The 21,779-nt window shown below is 67.7% G+C and carries 18 protein-coding genes; 13 read left to right on the top strand and 5 right to left on the bottom strand.

Annotated elements, in window-relative coordinates:
* Nucleotides 1-69 precede the first annotated feature (69 nt).
* A complete protein-coding gene (locus tag C1A15_RS11835) occupies nucleotides 70-1,011 on the top strand; it encodes a LysR family transcriptional regulator (RefSeq protein ID WP_180953085.1) in 942 nt (313 codons plus the stop codon).
* A 122-nt stretch (nucleotides 1,012-1,133) separates the two neighbouring features.
* Here the strand turns inward: C1A15_RS11835 and C1A15_RS11830 are convergent, their stop codons facing one another.
* Complete coding sequence (locus tag C1A15_RS11830; RefSeq protein ID WP_146001854.1) at nucleotides 1,134-1,727, bottom strand: hypothetical protein; 594 nt, start codon at nucleotides 1,725-1,727, stop codon at nucleotides 1,134-1,136.
* Nucleotides 1,728-1,751: 24 nt separating this feature from the next.
* Complete coding sequence (locus tag C1A15_RS11825) at nucleotides 1,752-2,939, bottom strand: acyl-CoA dehydrogenase family protein (protein ID WP_101722760.1); 1,188 nt, start codon at nucleotides 2,937-2,939, stop codon at nucleotides 1,752-1,754.
* Between the two features lie 295 nt (nucleotides 2,940-3,234).
* On the opposite strand from C1A15_RS11825, the gene C1A15_RS11820 reads away from it, so the two are divergent.
* Together C1A15_RS11820 and C1A15_RS11815 are read left to right on the top strand one after the other, a co-directional pair.
* Nucleotides 3,235-4,392: a CaiB/BaiF CoA transferase family protein gene (locus tag C1A15_RS11820; protein WP_101722759.1), complete on the top strand. Its 1,158-nt coding sequence runs from the start codon at nucleotides 3,235-3,237 to the stop codon at nucleotides 4,390-4,392.
* A gap of 104 nt (nucleotides 4,393-4,496) precedes the next feature.
* Nucleotides 4,497-4,982, top strand: coding sequence for a PaaI family thioesterase (locus C1A15_RS11815; RefSeq protein ID WP_101722758.1), 486 nt, complete (start codon nucleotides 4,497-4,499; stop codon nucleotides 4,980-4,982).
* A 21-nt stretch (nucleotides 4,983-5,003) separates the two neighbouring features.
* Here the strand turns inward: C1A15_RS11815 and C1A15_RS11810 are convergent, their stop codons facing one another.
* Nucleotides 5,004-5,657: a TetR/AcrR family transcriptional regulator C-terminal domain-containing protein gene (locus C1A15_RS11810; RefSeq protein ID WP_101722757.1), complete on the bottom strand. Its 654-nt coding sequence runs from the start codon at nucleotides 5,655-5,657 to the stop codon at nucleotides 5,004-5,006.
* A gap of 365 nt (nucleotides 5,658-6,022) precedes the next feature.
* On the opposite strand from C1A15_RS11810, the gene C1A15_RS11805 reads away from it, so the two are divergent.
* Nucleotides 6,023-8,098, top strand: coding sequence for an oxidoreductase (locus C1A15_RS11805; RefSeq protein ID WP_101722756.1), 2,076 nt, complete (start codon nucleotides 6,023-6,025; stop codon nucleotides 8,096-8,098).
* Between the two features lie 115 nt (nucleotides 8,099-8,213).
* On the top strand, nucleotides 8,214-9,398 hold the full coding sequence (locus C1A15_RS11800) for an acyl-CoA dehydrogenase family protein (RefSeq protein WP_101722755.1): 1,185 nt from the start codon (nucleotides 8,214-8,216) through the stop codon (nucleotides 9,396-9,398).
* 324 nt (nucleotides 9,399-9,722) lie between these two features.
* Here the strand turns inward: C1A15_RS11800 and C1A15_RS11795 are convergent, their stop codons facing one another.
* Nucleotides 9,723-10,505, bottom strand: a complete 783-nt coding sequence (locus C1A15_RS11795; protein ID WP_101722754.1) for a phage tail protein — start codon at nucleotides 10,503-10,505, stop codon at nucleotides 9,723-9,725.
* Between the two features lie 326 nt (nucleotides 10,506-10,831).
* Here C1A15_RS11795 and C1A15_RS11790 point away from each other — a divergent pair, with 326 nt between their 5' ends.
* The 6 genes from C1A15_RS11790 (at nucleotide 10,832) to C1A15_RS11765 (ending at nucleotide 17,612) form a co-directional block, all read left to right on the top strand.
* Nucleotides 10,832-11,971 carry an acyl-CoA dehydrogenase family protein gene (locus C1A15_RS11790; RefSeq protein ID WP_101722753.1) on the top strand — a complete coding sequence of 380 codons (1,140 nt, stop codon included), beginning with the start codon at nucleotides 10,832-10,834 and terminating at the stop codon, nucleotides 11,969-11,971.
* A 48-nt stretch (nucleotides 11,972-12,019) separates the two neighbouring features.
* Complete coding sequence (locus C1A15_RS11785) at nucleotides 12,020-12,808, top strand: electron transfer flavoprotein subunit beta/FixA family protein (protein WP_101722752.1); 789 nt, start codon at nucleotides 12,020-12,022, stop codon at nucleotides 12,806-12,808.
* Between the two features lie 20 nt (nucleotides 12,809-12,828).
* A complete protein-coding gene (locus C1A15_RS11780) occupies nucleotides 12,829-13,821 on the top strand; it encodes an electron transfer flavoprotein subunit alpha/FixB family protein (RefSeq protein WP_101722751.1) in 993 nt (330 codons plus the stop codon).
* Nucleotide 13,822: 1 nt separating this feature from the next.
* Nucleotides 13,823-15,883 carry a heterodisulfide reductase-related iron-sulfur binding cluster gene (locus C1A15_RS11775; RefSeq protein WP_101722750.1) on the top strand — a complete coding sequence of 687 codons (2,061 nt, stop codon included), beginning with the start codon at nucleotides 13,823-13,825 and terminating at the stop codon, nucleotides 15,881-15,883.
* Nucleotides 15,884-15,963: 80 nt separating this feature from the next.
* Nucleotides 15,964-16,800: an NUDIX hydrolase gene (locus tag C1A15_RS11770; RefSeq protein ID WP_101722749.1), complete on the top strand. Its 837-nt coding sequence runs from the start codon at nucleotides 15,964-15,966 to the stop codon at nucleotides 16,798-16,800.
* Nucleotides 16,785-17,612, top strand: coding sequence for an MBL fold metallo-hydrolase (locus C1A15_RS11765; protein ID WP_101722748.1), 828 nt, complete (start codon nucleotides 16,785-16,787; stop codon nucleotides 17,610-17,612). Before C1A15_RS11770 ends, C1A15_RS11765 begins: the two co-directional genes overlap by 16 nt.
* Before the next feature lie 354 nt (nucleotides 17,613-17,966).
* On the opposite strand, the gene fadK is transcribed toward C1A15_RS11765, so the two are convergent.
* Nucleotides 17,967-19,592, bottom strand: coding sequence for a medium-chain fatty-acid--CoA ligase (gene fadK, locus C1A15_RS11760; protein WP_101722747.1), 1,626 nt, complete (start codon nucleotides 19,590-19,592; stop codon nucleotides 17,967-17,969).
* Between the two features lie 570 nt (nucleotides 19,593-20,162).
* On the opposite strand from fadK, the gene C1A15_RS11755 reads away from it, so the two are divergent.
* Nucleotides 20,163-21,041 (top strand): enoyl-CoA hydratase/isomerase family protein, encoded by an 879-nt coding sequence (locus C1A15_RS11755; RefSeq protein WP_101722746.1) that lies wholly within the window; start codon nucleotides 20,163-20,165, stop codon nucleotides 21,039-21,041.
* Between the two features lie 99 nt (nucleotides 21,042-21,140).
* On the top strand, nucleotides 21,141-21,755 hold the full coding sequence (locus C1A15_RS11750; protein WP_101722745.1) for a flavodoxin family protein: 615 nt from the start codon (nucleotides 21,141-21,143) through the stop codon (nucleotides 21,753-21,755).
* Nucleotides 21,756-21,779 lie beyond the last annotated feature (24 nt).

The following is a 21,779-nucleotide window of genomic DNA, read 5'->3' as shown; positions in this document are numbered from 1 at the left end:
CGTCGAAGCGCCTAGGATAGGGACAAGGGCCGAGCGCCGGTTGCATCCATGGCAGGTGAGGAGATACCCGTGAACAACTCTTCTTCGCTTTCCCTCTCGCAGCTGTACAACTTCAAGAAGCTGGCGGAGACGCAGCACATGACCCGCGCGGCGAAAGAGCTCTACATCACCCAGCCCACGCTGAGCCTGTCCATCAAGGCCCTCGAGCACGAGCTGGGCGTGCCCCTCTTCTTCCGCGACGGGCGCCAGATCAGGCTGACGAAGCACGGGCGCGACTTCTACGCCGACGTCGCCGGCGTGCTGGGTGACCTCGACCGCAGCATCGCGGCGGTGCGCGCCCAGGGCACGGTGGGAAGCGGCTCGCTCAGCATCGGCACCATCCCCACGATCCAGCACGACTTCCTTCCCGAGCTGCTGCAGCAGTTCTGGCAGGAGTACGGCTACGACGTGAAGATGGGCTTCACGGTGGAGTTCTCGCTGCCGCTCATCCGCTCGCTCAAGGCCCAGGAGTTCGACCTGATCTTCGCCTCGAAGGCCGAAGGCGAGCCCAACCTGTGCTTCGTGCCCATGCTGACGAAGCGCCTCATCCTCGTCGTGCACGAGGAAAGCCCCTTCGCCGAGCGCGACAGCGTGTCGCTCGCGGAGCTGCGGGGCGTGCCGTTCGCCAGCTACGCGCCCGACACGCCGCTGGGGCTGGAGGCGAAGCGGCTGTTCGAGGGGTGCGGCATCGAGCCCGCCATCGTGTACGACGACGAGTTCATGCTGACGAGCGTCGTCGTGGCGAACCGCGCCATGCCGGGCGTCATGCTGGACACGTTCGCCATCGAGCGCTTCGACGGCGTGAAGAAGATCGCGCTGGCCGACGTGCCCGACGACTTCCACTACATCTACCTGGCCTTCGACAAGCGCATCTACCGCAGCCAGGTGGTGGAGAGCTTCGTCGAGACGGCGCGGCGCTTCTCGTCGATCGCGCAGGGCGACCCTCCGGGCGCACTCGCCGTCCCCGCCTGAGCGGCCGCGCGTCCTTGCGCCGAATCGCCCGCGCCCGCCCGCTCCGCGCTCCAAAGGTGACAAAGGGAGACAAAGAGACGGGGCATCGTCTCATGGGGAGACGAGGGGACGGGGGTGTCGTCTCATGTGCAGGCGAACCGCAGGGCCTCCCCGTCGGCGCGCACCACGTACAGCTTGAAGCCGCGCTTGCAGCGCGCGACGCACTGCTCGCAGGGATCGAGGTCGCAGTAGCAGTAGGCGTCCTCGTCTGCGAGGGGGAACACCGCCGCGCCTCCGCGCGGGCGCGGGCGCGTCTGCAGGCCGGTGAACGTCTTGAGCACGACGAGCGCGGGCCCGTTTTCGGCATCCTCCCAGGAAAGCGTCAGGCGGTTCGCGTCCATCCCTCCCGTGAACGCGAAGGAGAACCCCTCGTCGGCGGCGCATGCGCTGCGGAAGGCCATGGGCTGCACGGGGGACCCGCCGCAGCGCGGGCACCGTGCGTGCGCGCCGCCGCCGGCCTCGCCGTAGGGCGCGCGCACGATCGCCGAGCGCCACAGGTCGGTTTCGACCTGCGCCGCGGCGCTGCCGAGCTCCATGAGGAGGCTTTCGCAGCGCGGGCAGCGATACAGGGCGACGTCCGCCTCGTCCACCCGGGGCTTCCAGGTGGCGCGCGTGCGCGTCGGCGAGAGCCTTGGCGGCGCGCACGCGCGCAAGGAGGATGTCGCACGGTCGGTCATCGGGCCATCGGTTCGCGCGGGGCGCTAGTCGAGGTAGGCCATCGTTCCGCCGTGCTTGATGCAGTCGCGCGCGATGGTGATGCGCTGCACCGTGGGCGCGCCCTCTTCCAGCCACATGGCGCGGCAGTCGCGGTACAGGCGCTCCACCGGGCCGAACGGGTTGTCCTCGAAGTAGCCGTCGCCGCCGAAGATCTCGAGCATCTCGTCGGACACGAGGCGCGTCGTGTCGATGGAGAACAGCTTGCAGCAGGCCGCCTTCTCGGCGATGTAGGCGCCGTTCGGCTCGTGCATGTAGTCCTTGCAGAAGTCGTACACCATGGTGCGCAGCGCGTGGATGTACATCTGCATGTTCGCGATCTTCATCTTGATGGCCTGGCGCGACAGGATGGGCTTGCCGAACGTGATGCGGTCGGCGGCGCGGGCGAGCGAGATCTCCAGCATGCGCTGCGCCATGCCGAGGTTCGACGCGGCGATGTGCACGCGCGACACGGCCAGCGAGTGCATGGCGATCTCCATGCCCTGGCCTTCTTCGCCCAGGAGGTACTTCTTGTCCACCTTCATGTTCGTGAACTTGAGGCCCGTGTGGCCGGCACCGCGGCAGCCCATCATATGCGGCATGGGCGTGACCTCGTAGCCGGGGGTGTTCACCGGCACGTAGAACGTGGACAGGCGATGGTCGGGGTCGGCGTCGGGGTCGGTGACCGCGTGGATGTAGGAGTGCGTGTTCATGTCGGTGAACGAGATGAGCCACTTCTCGCCGTTCAGCACGTAATCGCCGTTCTCGTCCTTGACGGCCGTCGTGTGCAGGTCGGCGCCCGTGCCGCCCGTGGCCTCGGTGAGGCACCAGGCCGAGAAGATGGACTTGTCCTGGAACTTCGGCATGAGCTCGGCCTTGAGCTCCTCGGAGCCGTAGTCGTACAGCGGACGCCAGTTCAGGTCCTGGGCGAAGTGCATGTGCATGCGCATGCCGCCGGGGCCGCGCGAGAACTCCTCCTGGCACTTGAGCGTCTCGAGCTCGCTCAGGCCCCAGCCGCCGTACTCCTCGGGCAGCGACATACGGTAGATGTTGTGCTCGTTGCACTGGTCGTAGAACTCCTGCGGGAACTTGTTCGTCACCTCGATGTCGGCCTGCATCTCCTCGCACGGCCCTTCGACGAAGGCGCGCAGCCCCTTGAGGTGCGCCTCGAATTCCTGCGGCGTCAGCTTGCCCATGGTTCCTCCTCTGCATCGTGCGCCGCGCGCATCGGCGGCGCTGCTCCTGCACCCCATTGTCCGTGCGCGCAGTCGGGCGCGTCCAATTGGAAAGGCGCGGCCTTTCGATTGAAACGTTTTATGCATCGCGGAAGGGGCGCGAATCTCACGGGAACGACCTGGGATGATAGGTTGGACGGGCATCTTGCATTGGGAATGCCAATCGCCGCGACGTCCCGTGCGCCCGTCGGTTGGGCTATCGTTGGGGGCGACGAGGAGGCGCGCGGCGGCGCGCCGAGGGAAAGGAGCGGAACCCATGGGCAATCCATCGTTTGCGCGCCTGCGCGTGCTCGACCTGTCGAGATACCTGCCCGGCGGGTACGCCACGCAGGTGCTGGCGGATTTGGGAGCCGACGTCGTGAAGGTGGAGGACGTCGGGCTCGGCGACTTCTGCCGTCACGAGCGGCCCCAGCGCGGCGGCATGAGCTACTACATCGAGGCGCTCGGGCGCAACAAGCGCTCCGTCGCGCTCGACCTCAAGGACGAGGAGGCGCATGCGGCGTTCCTCAAGCTGGCGGAAGGCGCCGACGTGGTTGTGGAGAGCTTCCGCCCGGGCGTGACGAAGAAGCTCGGCATCGACTACGAAGCGCTCGCCGCCGCGAACCCGCGGCTCGTGTACTGCTCGCTGTCGGGCTACGGCCAGGACGACCCGCGCAGCCAGCAGCCGCTGCACGACCTGAACATGCAGGCGCAGAGCGGCTACCTTTCGCTCAACGGCGGCGTGAAGGCGCCGCTGCACCTGTGCGACCTCGCCAGCTCGATGGTGGCGGCGCAGAGCGTGCTCGCCGCGCTCTACGACCGCGAGATCACGGGCGAGGGGCGCTTCATCGACGTGTCGATGTACGACTCCTTCGTGTGGTGGAACTCGCTCATCGACGAGCGCTGGTGCTTCCAGGGCGGCATCGACGAGAGCACGGTCATCTACCCGGCCGACTGCTGCTTCTACAACATCTACGAGACGCGCGACGGCGGCAAGCTGGCGTTCGGCCTCATCGAGGACAAGTTCTGGACGTCGTTCTGCGAGGCCGCGGGCGTGCCAGAGCTGGCGAGCAAGCCGGTCGGCGCCTACGAGCGCATGCGCGAGCTCGTGGCGTCGCGCACGCGCGAGGAGTGGGAGGAATGGCTGGTCGGCAAGGACTTGTGCATCGCCTCGGTCATCGACAAGGACGAGGCCATCGCCCAGCTGCTCGAGCGCGAGCCGGACATGATGGCCTACCGCGACTTCCCGCGCGCGGGGCGCGTGCTGCAGACGAACCTGCCGCACGACATCGCGGGGATGCGGCCGTCCATCGACGCGTTCGCCGAGGCCCCGGCCCACGGCGAGCACACGGCTGCGGTGCTGGCCGAGGCGGGGCTTTCCGCCGACGACGTCGCGCGCCTCGAGCGGCGCGGCGCCGTGCGCAGCGCGTCGTGAGGCGGGGCGACGTCCCGAAGCGCGCGGTTTGCCCGTGTCGCGCCGCGGCGCGGGACGCTACCATGAAAGGAGAAGGCGACGACGAGGGAAGGACGACACGCGCTATGGGCACCATGAATCCGGATCATGCGAACGCGGTGATGGAGCTGATCAACCGCTCGCCGTACTTCGAGCTGCTCGGCATCGAGCTCGTGGAGCTGGCCGAAGGGTCGTGCCGGGCGACGTGCGCGTTCGAGCGCAAGCATATGAACGCGTTCGGCGGCGCCCACGGCGGCGCGTACGCCTCGCTGCTCGACTGCGCCGCGTACTGGGCGCTGTACGGCTCGCTCGCTGAGGACGAGGGATTCACCACGATGGATCTTTCCACGACCTGCCTGAAGGCGACCGGCATGGGCCCCGTCACGGCGTCGGGGCGCGTCATCAAGCGCGGGCGCACCGTGTGCTTGTGCGAAGCCGAGGCGCACGACGAGCGCGGCGCGCTCTTGGCGCACGCGACGTCGAAGATGCTCGTGGGGGCGCGCCTGCAGCCGATGAGCGCGGCCGTGCGCGAGCTGGGCGCGGAGCCCCTGCCGCCGAAGTTCCTCGCCTGAGCGCGCGCTCGGCGGTCCGCTCTACAGGTTGCGGCGCAGCTGCGCTTCCTTGATCTGCGCCTCGAGCGAGCTGTGGATGATGTTCGCGAAGGGCCCGGCCTGGCCGGTCAGGCGCTCAGCGCCCGGCTGATCGCACTTGCGGATGAAGTAGTACAGGAACGCGCACGTGTAGAACTCGGCCAGGAACTGGATGTTCTCCTGAGGCAGGTAGCGGTTCGCCAGGATGAGGTCGATGTCGTTGCGCAGCGCGGGCAGGTACAGGTGGTACAGGTAGTTGCGCAGCGAGTAGGGGTTCGTGTCGGCCAGCGCCTGGGTGTAGAAGTGCCGCTTGGCCTCGAGGACGTGGGCGAAGCAGTCGAAGAACTCGGCGTGGTCGAGGGAGCGCACGCCGGATTTCTGCAGGATGTAGAACGGGAACTGCGCCGAGGAGTCGCTCGTGCCGGTCTCGTACACGAGCGCGCTTTCGGGGAAGCGGCGCTTGAGCTCCTGGCCGAGGTCGTAGCGGAAGATCCACGTGATGAGGCAGTCCTTGTTCTCGAAGTGGTAGTAGAACGTCTTGCGGTTCTTCCCCGTGCGCTCGATGATGTCGCTGATGGACACCTTCTTGAGCGGCATCTCGTCGCATAGCGCGACGAACGTGTCGGCGATGAGGAGCATCGTGCTGAGCGCGTTCATAGGATCGGGCCTCGCTCTCGATAATGATGATAGTGCCAGGGCTATTATACGTCGCGTTTTCGGACATTTCTAGGACAAAGATGAAAATATGTGCAGTAATTCTCCGAACCGGTTCCGGTCGAGTGCCCCTGTTTTGGGGATATTCCCCATAAAAACAGGCTCATCTATGGCAATATTGGGAGACTTTTTTGGCAATGACTAACCAATATGCAAATTCTGTCCATCGTATCGTCCTTTTCGGGAGCCTACAATGTTGGCAACGAGGAAGCCGCGCACATCGAGAGGGATAGTTCGCACGGATCGACCTCGCACCAATCGCGCAGAGAGACGCTTAGCACTGTTCAAAGCGGAAAGGGGTTTGCATCGTGGCAAAGTATCAGAAGCTGCTGGAACCGTTCAGCATCGGCGGGGTGGAGATCCGGAACCGGTTCGTCATGCTGCCCATGACCACCGAGATGGTCGACAACTACTACATCACCGACGCCATCGTCGACTTCTACGAGGAGCGCGCCAAGGGCGGCACGGGCCTGTTGGAGCTGGGCAGCGCCTACGTCAGCGACTGCTTCAACGCGACGCCGAAGTACCACACCACCACGGGTGCCGCCGGCATCTGGGACGACGCGTTCGTGCCCGGCCTTGCGCGCATCAACGAGGCGTGCCACAAGCACGGCGCCAAGACGGCCGTCCAGCTGCAGCTGTGCTACGAGTGGCGCGCGTCGGGCGACGACGAGCTGAAGAGCTACGCCCCGTCCAAGGACGTGCCGAGCGGCCCGTTCGTGGGCATGCCCGAGTGCGAGTACACCACCGACGAGATCGCCATCGTGGTGAAGCAGTACGGCGAGGCCGCGCGCCGCGCCGTGGAGGCCGGCTTCGACATCATCGAGATCCACGCGGGCATCGGCTACATGGTCATGCGCTTTTTGTCCAAGTACTCCAACCACCGCACCGACGAGTACGGCGGCAGCCCGGAGAACCGTGCGCGCCTGCTGACCGAGATCCTCGACGAAGTGCATCGCGTGTGCCCCGACACCCCGGTGCTCGTGCGCATCTCGGCCGACGACCTCATGCCGAACGGCAACCGCATCGAGGACACCCTCGAGCTCATCCCGATCATCGAGAAGCACGGCGTGGACGCGTGGAGCGTGCAGGCGGGCTTCCATGAGGCCCCGCGCCCCGTGGCCAACCAGATCGTGCCGGAAGGCGAGTTCATCGACCTCGCCAAGCAGGTGAAGACCGTCACGGACAAGCCCGTGTTCCCCGGCACCCGCATCAACTCGCTCGACGTGTGCGACAAGGTGGTCACGCAGGGCTACGGCGACGCCGTGGGCATGGCGCGCCAGTTCATCGCCGACCCGGAGACGGCGGGCAAGGTTGCCGCCGGCCATCCCGAGCAGGTGCGTCCCTGCATCGTGTGCAGCCGCTGCCTCGACCACACGTTCCTCGGCCAGCCCATCTGGTGCTCGGTCAACGGCAACATCGACAACATCGCCATCGGGCATCCCGAGGACCAGCCCGCCGACGAGAAGAAGCACATCGTCGTGGTGGGCGCCGGCCCCGGCGGCCTCGAGACGGCGCGCGTTGCGGCCGTGCGCGGACACAAGGTGACCGTGCTCGACAAGTCCGACCGCGTGGGCGGCCTGCTGAACATGGCGCAGGTGCTGAACGACAAGATCGAGCCCCTCGTGACGTACTGGAACGAGGAGATGAAGCTGCATCCCAACATCGAGCTCAAGCTGAACACGAAGGTGACGGCCGACACCATCAAGGCGCTCGACCCCGACGAGGTCGTGGTCGCGCCCGGCGGCGAGGTCATCGGCGTGGACGTGCCGGGCATCGACGGCAAGAACGTCGTCAGCTCGCAGGACATCAAGGACATGGTCGCGGGCATCGTGCCCGAGGGCAAGGGCCTCATCTGGAAGGCGGCCGTTGCGGCCATCAAGGCGCAGGGCGGCACCGTGGGCTTCATGCGCATGGGCCTCAACATGGCGAGCGGCCCCACCGCCATCGTGGGCAAGCGCGTCGTGGTCGTGGGCGGCGGGTTCGCCGGCCTCGAGGTCGCCGAATCCATGAGCGACGGCCGCGAGATCACGGTCATCGACGAGGCCAAGAAGATGGGCAACGGCATCGGCATCATCGACAAGAACCCCACCATCAACCTCGTGAAGCAGAAGGGCGTGAAGCTCATGCCGCTGACGAAGCTCGTCGAGGTCACGAAGAAGGGCGCGAAGGTTCAGAACGTGGAGACGGGCGAGGAGCAGCTGCTCGAGTGCGACACCGTGCTGCTGTCGCTGGGCGTCGAGGCCAACACGAAGCTCTACGACGAAGTGGTCAAGATCTTCCCGGACGCCAAGCTCATCGGCGACGCCACCACGCCCGCGGGCAAGGTGTACCGCACGCTCGAGGCCGTGAACGCCGGCTACAAGGAGGCTATGGCCTTCTAGGCATCGCAGGCACCAAGCGCCCGCCTCGTCTGCTGCATGAGGGGGCGGGCGCTGCAGGACTTCGATTCAAACACGCAGGTGTTTTGAATATAGGGAAAACGGTTAAGGAGGAAGCATGGATTTCGCATACACCGAGGAACAGCTCCGCATCAAGAAGGGCATCCGCGAGTGGGCCAAGGAGAACCTGACGGAAGAGGTTATCGCGGCCGGCTACAAGAACCGCGGCATCGCTCCCGAAGTGGCGAAGGCGTGGGTGGATTCGGGTTGGGGCATGTACGGCCTGCCCGAGGAGTACGGTGGAAAGCCCGTCGACCATCAGACGATGGCCATGATCATCGAAGAGCTCAACCATGCCGGCGGCAACATCCCCATGGCTCCCAACCTGCTCATCATGTTCGACGTGTGCGAGTTCGGCACGCCGGAGCAGATCAAGTACGCGATGGACTACTACGTGGAGAACGGCTACCCGCCGTACTGCCTGGCCATCTCCGAGCCTGAGGCGGGCTCCGACAACCAGGGCATGGAATGCCTGGCCACCCGCACGGGCGACGGCAAGGTGCACATCAACGGCGTGAAGACCTGGGTGACCCAGGGCGAGCACGTCGACGGCTTCATCGTGGTGTGCAAGGACGAGGATCCGTCCCGCGAGAACAAGAACATGTCCATGTACCTCGTGCCGGCCAATGCCAAGGGCGTCACCATCGAGCCGCTCAACAAGATCGGCATGCAGATCATGCCCTTCGCGATGATCCACTTCGACGACGTGGTCATCGACGAGACCGACCTTCTGGGCATCCAGGGCAAGGGCTTCTACCAGCTCATGAAGAACTTCGAGTGGGAGCGCTGCGTGCTTCTGGCCGAGCTGCTCGGCGAGGCGCAGGCCGCCATGGAGGACGCGTGCGCCTGGACCAACGAGCGCATGCAGTTCGGCAAGGGCATCAAGACCTACCAGCTCGTGCAGGAGCACATCGTCGAGATGCAGATCGAGCTCTCGAACACCCGCAACTTCCTGTACCGCACCTGCTGGAAGATGGACAACGGCATCCCGGTGAACAACGACGCCGCCATGCTCAAGCGCTACGGCGCCCCGGCGCTCACCGACTGCTGCTCGCGCGCGCTGCAGCTCATGGGCGGCCTCGGCTTCACCGACGAGACCCGCGTGTCGCGCCTCATGCTCGACTGCCGCGGCTTCCAGATCGGCGGCGGCACGGTGGAGATCATGGTGCACATCTCCGGCCGCGGCATCCTCAAGGAGTACGCCAAGGTCGCCGAGGATCCCGATTACCTGTACACGATCTAAAGACGCTTCAGCATGCGGGGCTTATCGCCGGCTCCGCGCGAAACGCCCCGGCTTCGGCCGGGGCGTTTGCCGTTGCGCGAAAGGCCGAACGCGCCGTCGCCCGAAAGGCGCACGGGCGCCGGGAAGGGAAGTCCCGCTCCCTCAGGATGAAACGAACGGATGTTTCACGTGAAACATCCGGCTCTGGGAGGGTCGGGCGGCGCGGCGAAGCGCTCGCGGACGTTGCGCATCGCCGCGTTCCGGCAGGATCCGAGGCGCACGGTCGATGCGATGGGCGAACGGATGTTTCACGTGAAACATCCGAGAGAGGGGGGAGGGGCCGCCTTACTTGGCGAAGGTTCCCTTGGCGCCGTGGCAGGTCATGCCGATGGCGCGGATGGAGCAGTACGAGCGGTACTTGCAGCGGCCGCAGGCGCGCTTGCGGTTCTTGTGGGAGGGGTCGTAGAGGCCGACGACGCCCACCGTGCTGTAGCGTGGCTCGAAGACGCCGTCCTTGCCCAGCTTGAGCCCCAGGCGCTTCTCCGACTGGGTGTAGAACACGAACTGGGAGCGCGTGTCGAGCGGGAAGTCGCCCATGCCGGGGCTCAGGCGGTCGTCGGTGTAGAGGCCGTCGTCCATGGCGGCGGCCACGATGGCGGCGTTCACGCGGTCGGCCGCGCTTTCCACGAGCGCCCGCGCACAGGCGTCGGCCAGGGCTCGGTCGAGCTCGTCGGCGTCGGCGGGCAGCGCTTCGGGGTTGTCGGCGCCGATGGTCACCGCCATGAGCGCGCAGTGCGCCGCGCGGCGCAAGCGCTCGTACACGCTTTGGCCGTGGAACATCATCATGGTGCCCACGAGCTTGATGGCCGGCTCGGAGTATTCGGGCGGCAGCGTGCAGATGGCGGGGTTGAACAGCTTGTACACGCCGCGCGGATCGTAGGCCGCCAGGCACGCCGCGATGGCGGCATCGATGCGCGCGGCGGCGTCGGCTTCGAGCGCGCCCTCGTCGGCCGCGCCCACGCCGAGGGCGCGCGCCGCCTCGGGAGCCAGCTGCGCAAGCACCTCGGAGCGCTCGAGCGCGTCGACGGTGCAGGGGACTTCGATGATCTGCCGTACGGCTCCGGTCATGGCGATGCTCCTTTTCGTGCATGATTCTTCCTCTATAGATCATAGTGCACCGCTTGCAGTGATTGACCGGCTAGTTTGGCTCGACTGTGCGGTTTTTGTCTTCGGGCCCATGTCAAGGCGCTCGGTTCCGTTGATTTCGCAAGAATGGGTGGAACGAAGGCCAACAAATATGTTCGATTGACCAGTCAGTATGCTCAGGGCCCCTGTTTTGACCGTAGGCAAACCATAGACGCAGCCTATTATTTAAAGGGGAATCAATAGGAAAAGGAAATGAATTGCCGTCGGATTCGCTGGCGCGGCGGCACGTTTCGCGGGGAAGGGGTTCCATGTACGAACTGACGCAAGAAGAGCGCATGATCCTTTCGATGGTGGACGATCTGTGCGTCGACGTGGTGGCGCAGCGCGCGGCCGAGATCGACGAGGAGGACGAGTTCCCGCACGACGTCTACGAGCTGTTCGTGGAGCAAGGGCTGTTCGCGCTTGCCTACGGCGAGGAGCACGGCGGCGTGGAGGTGAGCATGCACTGCTGGGTGCAGGTGATCGAGCGCATCGCGCGCGAATCGCCGGCCGTGGCGCTCATGATCCTCATATCGGCCATCGGCTCCGACGCCCTCGTGTTCTCGGGGAGCGACGAGCAGAAGCGCGCCATCTTGCCCGCGCTGGCGGCAGGCGAGGCGAAGATCTGCTTCGCGCTGACCGAGCCGAACGCCGGCTCCGACATCTCGGCCATCGCCACCACGGCGCTTCCCGACGGCGAGGGCTACACCGTGAACGGCAGCAAGATATTCATCACGAACGGCGCGGTCGGCGACTGGTTCACCGTGTTCGCGCGCGTGGTGGAGGACGGGCAGTCGAAGCCCTCCTGCTTCGTCGTGCACCGCGACACGCCCGGCCTCGTGATCGGCCGCAAGGAGGACAAGATGGGGCTTCGCGGCTCGGTGACCTCGCAGCTGTTCTTCGAGAACATGCACGTGGGTCCCGAGTCCGTGGTGGGCGCGGTGGGCGACGGGTTCGCCATCGCGCACCATACGCTCAACCGTGGCCGGCTGGCCGTGGCGGCGCTGGCCACCGGCGTGACGGCGGCGTCGCTCGGGGCGGCGGCCGCCTATGCGAAGGAGCGCATCCAGTTCGGCAAGCACATCGCCGATCTGCAGGCCATCCGCTTCATGCTGGCCGACATGGAGATAGCCCTCGAGGCGTCGCGTTTGCTGCTCGACCAGGCGGCCACGGCGTTCGGGGGCGACATCCAGACGATGATGAAGACGGCGTCGGTGGCGAAGGTGTACTGCTCGGAGGCCGCGGTGAAGGCTGCCGAGACCGCCGTGCAGATCTTCGGCGGCTACGGCCTGTGCAAGGACTACCCGGTGGAGCGCTACTACCGCGACGCGAAGTCGTTCACCATCGTGGAGGGCACGAGCCAGGTGCAGCGCTCGCTCATCGCGAAGTCGGTGCTGAAGGAATACTAGGAGCGCGCCGCCGGGCGCGGCGCGCAGGGGGCGAGGAGGATCGCAGCCATGAACATCGCAGTGTGCATCAAGCAAACCGTCGACACCGAGGCCGAGGTGGGCGTCGACGCCGAAGGGCGGGTGCTCACCGAGGGGCAGACGCTCGTCATCGACCCGTACAGCGAGTTCGCCGTCGAGCGCGCCGTTCAGCTCGTCGAGGAGCACGGCGGCGAGGTGGCCGTCGTGTGCATCGGCGGCGACGAGGCGATGCCGGCCGTGCGCCACGCGCTGTCGATGGGCGCGGCCGCGGGCTACCTGATCGACGATCGCGCGCTCGACGCGGCGGACGCGGCGGCGCGGGCGCGCGTGCTGGCCGCCGCGCTCGAGCGCGTGTCGGCCGACCTGGTCATGGGCGGCTGCAAGTCGGCCGACACGGCGGGCGCGCAGACCATGCCGCGCGTGGCCGAGCTCCTGGGCCTGCCGTGCGTGCAGGTGGTCACCGCGCTCGAGGCGGACCCCGCGGCGGGCACCGCGCGCGCCACGCGCGAGATCGACGACGGCGTGGCCGTGGTGGACGTGGCGCTGCCGGCCGTCGTCACGGCGCAGCAGGGGCTGGCCGAGCCGCGCTACCCCAACGTGCGCGCCATCATGCAGTCGAAGAAGAAGCCCGTCACCGTGTGGACGCTGGCCGACCTCGGCAGAGAGGACGCCGCGGCGCCCGAGGCGGCGCACACGCGCGTGGTGCGCTACCGCGCCAAGGCCGCGCGCCAGGGCGGCCGCATCGTGGAGGGCGAGACGACGGCCGAGGCGGTCGCCACCGCGGTGGGGCTGCTGGGAACCGAAGCCAAGGTCTGGTAGGACGGGAAGGGAGAGCATCCATGGCAGGAATCTGGGTATACGCGGAGCCGCGGGACGGGTCGTTTCCGCGCGTGACGTTCGAGATGCTGGCACTCGCGCGCCGCATGGCCGACGCGGAGGGGACGGACGTGGCCGCCGTCGTGCTGGGCAGCGGGCTGGGGGACGTCGATTGCGCCCCGCTCGGCGCGGCGGGCGCCGACGCCGTGCTCGCGCTGGACGATCCGGCGCTGGCCCCGTACACCACCGACGCCTACGCGGCGGCCCTCGCGGCCCTCGCGGCGCAGCAGCGACCCGACGCGGTGCTGTTCGCCGACGGCGCCACCGGGCTCGACGTGGGCCCCGTGCTCGCGCAGCGCCTGGACACCGGCTTCGTCGCCGACGTGGTGGCCGTCGAGGCCGACGCGCAGGAGGGCTTCCTGTTCACGCGCGAGCCGTACTCGGGCAAGGTGCGCGCCGATGTGGCCTTCGCCGCCGACGCGCGCCCGATGGTCGTCACCGTGCGCCCGAAGGCGTTCGACCCGGCCGCGCCCGACGAGGGCCGCACGGCGCCGGTGCTCATGCAGCACGTCGACGGCTTCGGCGACGTGCGCCAGACGGTGGCCGACGTGGTGCGCCGCGCGTCGGGCCGCGTGGAGCTGACCGAGGCCGACGCGGTGGTGTCGGGCGGGCGCGGCACGAAGGGCGCGGCGGGCTTCGCGCTCGTCGAGGAGCTGGCCGACGTGCTGGGCGCCGCCGTCGGGGCCTCGCGCCCCGCGGTGGACGAGGGCTGGACCGACATCCAGTTCCAGGTGGGGCAGACGGGCAAGACCGTCGCCCCGTCGCTCTACATCGCCTGCGGCATCTCGGGCTCCATCCAGCACATGGCCGGCGCAGCGGCGTCGAAGTGCATCGTGGCTGTGAACACCGACCCGCAGGCCGAGATCTTCAAGGTGGCCGACTACGGCATCGTGGCCGACCTGTTCGAGGCGGTGCCGCTGCTGACCGAGGCCTTCCGCGCGAGCAAGGCGTCCTAGCGTGGACGCGGCGACGCCTGCGCGCGAGGCGTTGTGGAACATCGAGGGGTCGTGGATCATGTACCCCTGCTTCCTGGTGGTGCTGGCCGTGGCCGCGTACTTCTTCGTGCGGCGCTACCGGCTGTGGAGGATCGGCCGCCCCCTCGAGCGCGCCGACCGTCCGCGCGAGCGCCTGAAGGGCGCGTTCTTCGACGCGCTTTTGCAGGCAACCGTGGTGCGCGAGCGCGGCATCGGCATCGCGCATCTCGGGATGTACGTGGGCATGGCCGTCATGGTGGTGGCCACCGTGAGCTACGCGGCGCAGGTGGACCTCGGAGTGGACATCGCGAAGGGGGACTACTACCTCTATGTGCTGGCGCTCGGCACCGACATCGCCGGCCTGGCGTTCTGCATCGCGATGGCGGCGTGCATCGTGCGGCGCGCGGCGGGCCGCAACCCCTCGCTCCGCACGTCGCCGGCCGACATCGTCGTGCTCGTCTGGCTGCTCGTCATCGGCGTCACGGGCTTCGTCGTGGAGGGGCTGCGCATCGTCGGGACGAACGACCCCTGGGCCGCGTGGTCGCCCGTCGGCAACCTGTTCGCGCAGGCGCTGTCGGGCCTCGATGCCGCCCAGGTGACGCTCGCGCACCAGGCGCTGTGGTGGTTCCACATGGCCATCGCCTTCGGCATTCTGGCGTACTGGGCGTACTCCAAGCTCGTGCACGTGCTGCTCGTCCCCGCCACGGTGTACTGCCGCCCGCTCGAGCCGAAGGGAACGCTGCCGTTCGTCGACCTCGAAGACGAGGAGCTCGAGGAGTTCGGCGCGGGCAAGCTGGAGGACTTCACGTGGAAGGACCTGCTCGATGCCGAGGCGTGCGTGCGCTGCGGGCGCTGCGAAGCTGTATGCCCCGCGCATGCGAGCGGCAAGCCGCTGTCGCCGATGAGCCTGATCCAATCGCTCGAAACCCATCTCGAAGAGCGTGGGCCGCTCGTGCTCCTCGAGCGCAAGGCCGAGGCCGCAGGCGCTGCGTTCGAGCCGACCGAGCAGCAGCGGGCTGTGCTCGACAAGGCGCTCGTGGGCGACGTGGTCGCGCCCGAGGCGCTGTGGTCGTGCACCACGTGCGGCGCGTGCACGGAGGCGTGCCCGGCGCTGCTCGAGCATGTGCCGAAAGTGGTAGGCATGCGCACCTACCAGGTGTCGATGGAGAGCGCGTTCCCCGCGGAGGCGAAGGCGGCCTTCCGCAACCTCGAGACGAACGGCAACCCGTGGGGCCTGGGGTGGCAAAGCCGCCTGGCGTGGGCGGAGGGGCTCGACGTGCCCACGCTGGCCGACCGGCCGGACGCGGAGTACGTGTACTGGCCCGGCTGCGCGGGCGCCTACGACGCGCGCAACCGCAAGGTGTCGAGCGCCCTCGTGGCGCTGCTGAGGCGCGCGGGCGTTGATTTCGCCGTCATCGGAGCTCAGGAGAAGTGCTGCGGCGATGCGGCGCGCCGTATGGGCAACGAGTTTCTGTACTACCAGCTGGCAACCGAGAACATCGAGACGCTGCAGCGCTTCGGGGCGAAGAAGATCGTCGTGCAGTGTCCCCACTGCGCCCAGGTTCTCGAACGCGACTACCCGCAGCTGGGCGGCTCGTTCGAGGTGGTGCGCCACGCGCAGCTGCTCGAGAGGCTCGTGTCCGAGGGGAGGCTGCCGGGCGCGGGGGCGACGGGCGAGCCTGCGGCGTTCGAGCGCGTCACGTACCACGACTCGTGCTACCTGGGGCGCTACGCCGACGTGTACGACGAGCCGCGCGCCGTCGTGGCCGCGTGCGGCGCGCAGGTGGTGGAGATGGAGCGCACGCGCGAGAAGAGCTTCTGCTGCGGCGCAGGCGGCGGGCGCATGTGGCTCGAGGAGCGCGAGGGGCAGCGCATGAGCGCCTTGCGCGCCGAGCAGGCCCGCGCGACCGGCGCCGATGCCGTGGCCACCGCTTGCCCCTTCTGCCTGTCCATGCTCGAAGACGGCCTCGCGTCATGCGACGAGGCGCCGCCGGTACGGGACATCGCCGAGCTGTTGTCCGACGCGCTCGCCCTCGAGCGGTGATACCATGAGGTTTGCCCCCTTGCGCGGTGCGCGAAGAGGGGCAAACCGAGATGGATGATAGGTGCGCACGGAGGTGGCCTATGAACGCGTGGAGGTCGGGCGAGACGCTCGAGGTGCCGATGGGCGAGCAGCTGGCCCGCACGTACGAGGACTTTTGCGCTGCGGGGGCCGCTCCCGTCGCGCCGAAGCTCGCGGCCACCGTCATGCTCGTGCGCAGCACGCGCGAGGTGTTCATGCTGCGCCGGGCGGCCACGATGGCGTTCGTGCCGGAGGCCGTCGTGTTCCCGGGCGGGGGCGTGGATCCGCGCGACGGCGATGCGCCTTGCTCGTGGATCGGCCCGGACGAGGAGGAGTGGGGCCGTCGCATGGGCACGAGCGCCGACGTGGCGAGGTGCGTGGTGACGGCGGCCGCGCGCGAGGTGTTCGAGGAGTGCGGCGTGCTGCTGGCCGGCGACGAGCGCGGCGTCTGCGCCGTGGACGCCGCGGAGCCCGCATGGGCCGAGGAGCGTCGTCGGCTCGTGAGCCACGAGACCTCGTTCGCCGACGTGCTGGGCCGGCACGGGCTCGCGCTGCGCACCGACCTTCTGGGCCTGCGCTCGCATTGGCTGACGCCCGCGTTCGAGCCGCGCCGCTACGACACGTACTTCTTCGCCGCGCTCGCGCCCGCCGGGCAGGCGCCCGACAGCCGCACCAGCGAGGCCGATAGGGCGGGGTGGGTCGATCCGCGCCTCATGCTGGAGCGCGGCGCGGCCGGCGCGGTTCGCCTCGTGCCGCCCACGGCCTACAACCTGGCCCACCTCGCGCACGCTCCCAGCGTGGAAGCGTTCGCGGCGGGCGTGGAGCATGCGCGCCGCGTGATGCTCGAGCCCGCCGTGCGCGACGGAGGGAAGGCGGTGCTCTCGTGCCGGCTGCCGTAGCGCGCCGCGCGCCCGTCGCGGCCGGTGCGCCCGCCTGGGGAAGCGGCCGCGTGTCGGCGCGTGCGCGCGCGATCCTCGCCGACAACCCGTCTCCGCTCACCTACCTCGGCACGAACACCTGGGTGCTGGCCGATCCCGGCGCGCCGGCGTGCGTCGTGGTGGATCCCGGGCCCGACAGCGCTCCTCACCTGCGCGCCGTTCTGCGCGCCTGCGCCGAGGACGGGTACGAGGTGGCGGCCGTCCTCCTCACCCACGACCATGCCGACCACGCGGAGGGCGCCGAGCGCTTCGCCGCGCTGGCGGGCGCGCCGGTGCTCTCGCGCAAGGGCGGCACGCTGCCCGACGGGCCGCTCGACCTCGGCCCGGGCGCGCCGCGCCTCGAGGTGATCCCGCTTCCCGGGCATGCGAGCGACCTCGTGGGCTTCCTCGTTCCCGCCGACGCGTCCATCGTGACGGGCGACATGCTGTTCCGGCAGAGCTCCACGCTCATCTGCTGGCCCGACGGCAGCCTCGCGGAGTACCTGGACAGCCTCGAGCGCCTGCGCGCCGCGGTGGAGGCGCACGGCGTCGCGCGGCTGCTGACGGCCCACGGCCCGCTCATCGACGACCCGCTCGCCGCCATCGATCGCGCGCGCCGCCATCGCCTCGAGCGCCTCGAGCGCGTGCGCGTCGTGGCGGCGGCCGGTGCCGGCTCGGACGTCGAGCGCATCATCGAGGCCGTGTACCAGGACGTCGACGCCCGCCTCGACCCCGCTGCCCGCATCAACATCCGCGCCCAGCTGGAGTACCTCGAGCAGCAGGGGCTTCGGTAAAGCGCGTGCGCGCCGCTCGCGCTGCTCGGCTGGCCCGTTGCGGCCCCGCTGCGCGGGTTGCGGCCCCGCCGGGACGTTTCGCCGCCGCCGCTCGCGGCAGATTTCGCGAGTTTTTCGTCGCGTTTCGCCCGGATGCGGCCACGGTTGCGCGCTCGGCTGCTGAGTCGTTCTCGTCGTCCCAGGTCGGAAGCGAGCAGGGAGGCGCGCTGCACCGAGCGAAGCCGAGAGACGACGAATTTCTCGCAAAACCTGCCACGAACCACGAACGCCATGAATCGGCGATGCGCGCGCCGCGTTGTAGGCAGGCGTCGCGAAAAGCGAAGGATCGGGGAGCCCCCGATCCTTCGCTTGCGACTACTTCATGCGCTCGGCCAGCTCCGCTGCCAGCAGATGGCGCTTGACCTTGCCGGTGGCCGTCTTCGGTATCTCGTCGATGTATTCGATGCGCTCGGGCCATAGGCGCTTCGCCACGTGGCGCTCGGCCAAAAAACCCGTGACGTCGGCCAGGACGGGGCGCTCGTCGCCCGTCGGCACCGCGAAGGTGCAGATGCGCTCGCCCAGGCGCTCGTCGGGCATGCCGATGGTGGCGTGATCGCCGATGCCGGGGCACTCCATGAGGTTCTCGTCGATCTCGTTCGCGCAGATGTTCTCGCCCCCGCGAATGATGATCTCCTTCTTGCGCCCGTTGATGCGGATGCGGCCCTCTTCGTCCATGTAGCACAGATCCCCGCTGTAGAACCAGCCGTCGTCGTCGAGCGCGCGATCGGTGCGCTCCTTGTCGTTCAGGTAGCCGACGAACTGGTGCGGCCCGCGCGAGATCTCCTCGCCCTGCGCTCCGTGCGCGACGTCGCGATGATCCGCGTCCACCACGCGCACCTCGATGCCGGGGAAGGGGATGCCCGACCAGGCTCCGTCCCACTCCAGGCAATGCTCGGGCGGCACGAACGCATGCGGGCAGCTCTCGGTGGAGCCGTAGCATTCGCACAGCAGGATGCCGTGGCCGTAGGCGCACTGCACGAGCGATCCCGGCACCGGGGCGCCTCCGCAGATGAACAGGCGCAGCGTGTCGAACGAGCCGAGGTTCTCCGCCGTGAGGTACTTGAGGATGTCGTAGATGAACGGCGTGGCGCCCATCGACCAGGTGACGCCTTCGCGGTTGCACAGCTCGAAGGCTTTCGCAGCGTCGAAGTGCTCCTGCAGCACCGTGCGGCCGCCCAGGATCATGGGGGAGATGAGGCCGTGGTAGAAGCCCGTCGCGTGGTTGAGCGGCGAGGGCATGTACATGACGTCATCGGCGGTGCGTCCGAGCCCCTTCACGAAGGAGCGCTCGGAGAACAGGATGTTGTTGTGCGTGAACAGCACCGCCTTCTGGCGGCCGGTGGTGCCCGACGTGGACAGGATGCACGCCACGTCGTCGGACGACGCGGCGGCGCGCTCCCGCACGGGCTCGAACGAGGCGCAGATGCCGCTCAGGCACGGCGCACCGTCGGGCGCAGGGGCCTGCTTGTCGATGAACGCGATGGACGTCAGCGTGGGGATGCGGTCCTTCACGGCGTAGGCCTGCGCGACGAAGTCGCAGCGATGGAACTCGGTCGGGCAGATGAACGCGCGCGACCCCACCTTGTTCATGTTGTAGACGAGGTCCTCGTCGTTGAAGTTCGGCGGCACGGGGTGCATCACGGCACCGCACTTGAGGCAGGCCACGTACACGATGCAGAACTCGGCCCAGATGGGCACTTGGAACGTCACGACGTCTCCGGGCTGCACTCCCTCCGCGATGAGCCACGATGCCAGGCGCGCGGCGCGGTCGTCAACCTCTCCGTACGTGTACGACGACCCTTGGTCGTCGGTAACGTAGGTGCGCTCCGGATGGGAGGCGACGCGATCGGCCCACACGTCGCCGATGGTCTTGTCGGTCCAGTACCCCTTCTCGTAGTAGAATCGCTTCCGCTCGGCATTGATTTTGAGATCGGTAATCATCACCCCTGAGTCCTCTCTTGATGACGGCTCGCTTCTCTCATCCGGCTTTCCCCGCCGGATGTTCCGCTTAATCTCGATCTGCCTGCCCGTTGCGACGGGTCCCCTCCGACCCGCCCTCGCGCGATGCGGCGAACGTCGGGCATCGTGCATGGAATCCCATGCGCCTCACTCAGTGTCTCTCATTGTAGACCCTGCGATGATGGTCGATGATGCACATTTGTGGGTATACCGATAGGAAGTTCCTATGTGTTGATAGCCAGAACCTATTGATAGCAAAAAACCTGATCATACAGCGGATTTTCGGGCATGGGCACCGTCTTTGTTCAAGGAGGCAGTTTTCCCTACAGAAGACGAGTCAAGAAGGTATCAAGGGGTCTTTTCCAGGAAATGATGGACAAATATCTAAAAATGATGAACTCTGATTTCGCAAGTTAGACAGTATCAACCGATTGTCCGTAGATTAATCGCGCCCATCCGTGGATCATGAAGAAGGGCCGATGAGCACGGCCCGTATCGCGTGCACAAGACGCAACGAACGATATGAAGACTACAGGGAAAGGGGTAGTGCCAATGAGCGTGTATCAGGAGGATTACCATCTGCCGGAGTTCGACTACGACTACGAGAAGCTGATCATCGACCGCCGCGGTCCGGTGTACGTGTGCAGCTTCAACGACGCCGCGAACCTCAACGCCATGTCGTACGCCCAGATGGCCGAGTTCAACGACTTCCTCATCAAGGTGCGCATGGACAAGGATTGCCGCGTCATCGTGCTGACGGGCGAGGGCAAGTCGTTCTGCGCCGGCTTCAACCTGAACGACCTGGCGCTCGAGCCGCCTGAGGATATGGGCCGCATCCAGCGCGACTTCTACATCATGCAGCGCATGTGCTCCGACCAGATCATCAACATGCGCCGCTGCGAGCAGCCCATCATCGGCGCCCTCAAGGGCTACGCCGTGGGCGGCGGCCTGTCCATCTCCTGCGCGTGCGACATGCGCGTGCTGGGCGAGAGCTTCAAGATGAACGCCGGTTACCTGTCCATCGGCTATACCGGCACCGACATGGGCGGCGCGTTCTTCCTGCCCAAGATCGTCGGCTACGCCCGCGCCTGCGAGATCCTCATGAACCCCAACCGCTTCGGCGCCGAGAAGCTGCTGGAGTGGGGCTTCGCCAACAAGGTGGTTGCCGACGACGACGTGGTGGAGGAGGCCGTGGCCTTCGCCCAGCAGATGTGCGACGCCACCGCCCCGTTCGGCCTGCGCCTGACGAAGGAGTGCCTGCAGGCCTCCCTCGACGGCACGAGCTTCGAGAACGTCGTGAAGATGGAGAACCGCAACCAGGTGCTGGCCTCCAACACCACCGACGGCCGCATGGGCGTCGGCAAGATGAACCCGAAGAACAAGCAGGACGTCAAGGACAACCCGGAGAAGTACCAGTTCCACAACTTGTAGGGCGCACGCGCACGCACGCGCTCGCCATCGCCGCCCCCGGCCCGCTCTGCGGCCGGGGGCGGTCGCGTTTCGGCGCGGATCGACGAGAGAGGATGAGACATGCGGATACTCGCCATCAACGGAAGCCATCGGCCGGACAAGGGGACGGCGGCGCTGCTGCAGACGGCGCTCGACGCGGCGCGCGACGCGGGGGCCGAGACCGAGCTCGTGGAGCTCGCGCGGCTCGACATCGGCTACTGCGTCGGGTGCAACGCGTGCCTGGCGAAGCCTGCCTGCGCGCTGTCCGACGACATGGACGGCCTCGTGGGGAAGATGAAGGCCGCCGACGGCATCGTCCTCGGGTCTCCCGACTACTTCGCGAACGTCACGGCGCGCATGAAGACGTTCATCGACCGCACCCGCCCTTTGCACATGAGGGCCAACGCGCTCAAGGGCAAGGTGGCCGGCGCGGTGACCACGTCGGGGCTCGTCGACTGCGGCGCCGAGGAGACGCTCGGCGCGCTCGACCGCTTCTTCGCCACCCACGAGATGCTCGTCGTGCATCCGCGTCCTGCGGGCCCGGTGCTGGCGAACGGCACGGCGGCGTCCCAGTTCGCCGGATTGGACGACGAGGGCCGCATCCGCTGGCGCCGCATCCAGGACGACCGCACCGCCTTCGCCTTCGCCCGCCAGCTCGGCGCCGACATGGTCGAGCTGCTGAAGCGCCTCGGGTAGGGCGCATCGTAGGCGCAGGGCCCG

This window comes from Eggerthella timonensis (assembly GCF_900184265.1).
In the GTDB taxonomy this organism is placed as follows: Bacteria; Actinomycetota; Coriobacteriia; order Coriobacteriales; family Eggerthellaceae; genus Eggerthella; species Eggerthella timonensis.
This window is presented reverse-complemented; position numbering and strand designations above follow the sequence as displayed.

Coding starts and splice junctions, on each gene's coding strand:
- C1A15_RS11770 (WP_101722749.1), top strand. CDS start 15,964: ATGAACGCGTGGAGGTCGGGCGAGACGCTCGAGGTGCCGATGGGCGAG.
- C1A15_RS11750 (WP_101722745.1), top strand. CDS start 21,141: ATGCGGATACTCGCCATCAACGGAAGCCATCGGCCGGACAAGGGGACG.
- C1A15_RS11820 (WP_101722759.1), top strand. CDS start 3,235: ATGGGCAATCCATCGTTTGCGCGCCTGCGCGTGCTCGACCTGTCGAGA.
- C1A15_RS11810 (WP_101722757.1), bottom strand. CDS start 5,657: ATGAACGCGCTCAGCACGATGCTCCTCATCGCCGACACGTTCGTCGCG.
- fadK (WP_101722747.1), bottom strand. CDS start 19,592: ATGATTACCGATCTCAAAATCAATGCCGAGCGGAAGCGATTCTACTAC.
- C1A15_RS11785 (WP_101722752.1), top strand. CDS start 12,020: ATGAACATCGCAGTGTGCATCAAGCAAACCGTCGACACCGAGGCCGAG.
- C1A15_RS11825 (WP_101722760.1), bottom strand. CDS start 2,939: ATGGGCAAGCTGACGCCGCAGGAATTCGAGGCGCACCTCAAGGGGCTG.
- C1A15_RS11795 (WP_101722754.1), bottom strand. CDS start 10,505: ATGACCGGAGCCGTACGGCAGATCATCGAAGTCCCCTGCACCGTCGAC.
- C1A15_RS11790 (WP_101722753.1), top strand. CDS start 10,832: ATGTACGAACTGACGCAAGAAGAGCGCATGATCCTTTCGATGGTGGAC.
- C1A15_RS11755 (WP_101722746.1), top strand. CDS start 20,163: ATGAGCGTGTATCAGGAGGATTACCATCTGCCGGAGTTCGACTACGAC.
- C1A15_RS11830 (WP_146001854.1), bottom strand. CDS start 1,727: ATGACCGACCGTGCGACATCCTCCTTGCGCGCGTGCGCGCCGCCAAGG.
- C1A15_RS11800 (WP_101722755.1), top strand. CDS start 8,214: ATGGATTTCGCATACACCGAGGAACAGCTCCGCATCAAGAAGGGCATC.
- C1A15_RS11780 (WP_101722751.1), top strand. CDS start 12,829: ATGGCAGGAATCTGGGTATACGCGGAGCCGCGGGACGGGTCGTTTCCG.
- C1A15_RS11815 (WP_101722758.1), top strand. CDS start 4,497: ATGGGCACCATGAATCCGGATCATGCGAACGCGGTGATGGAGCTGATC.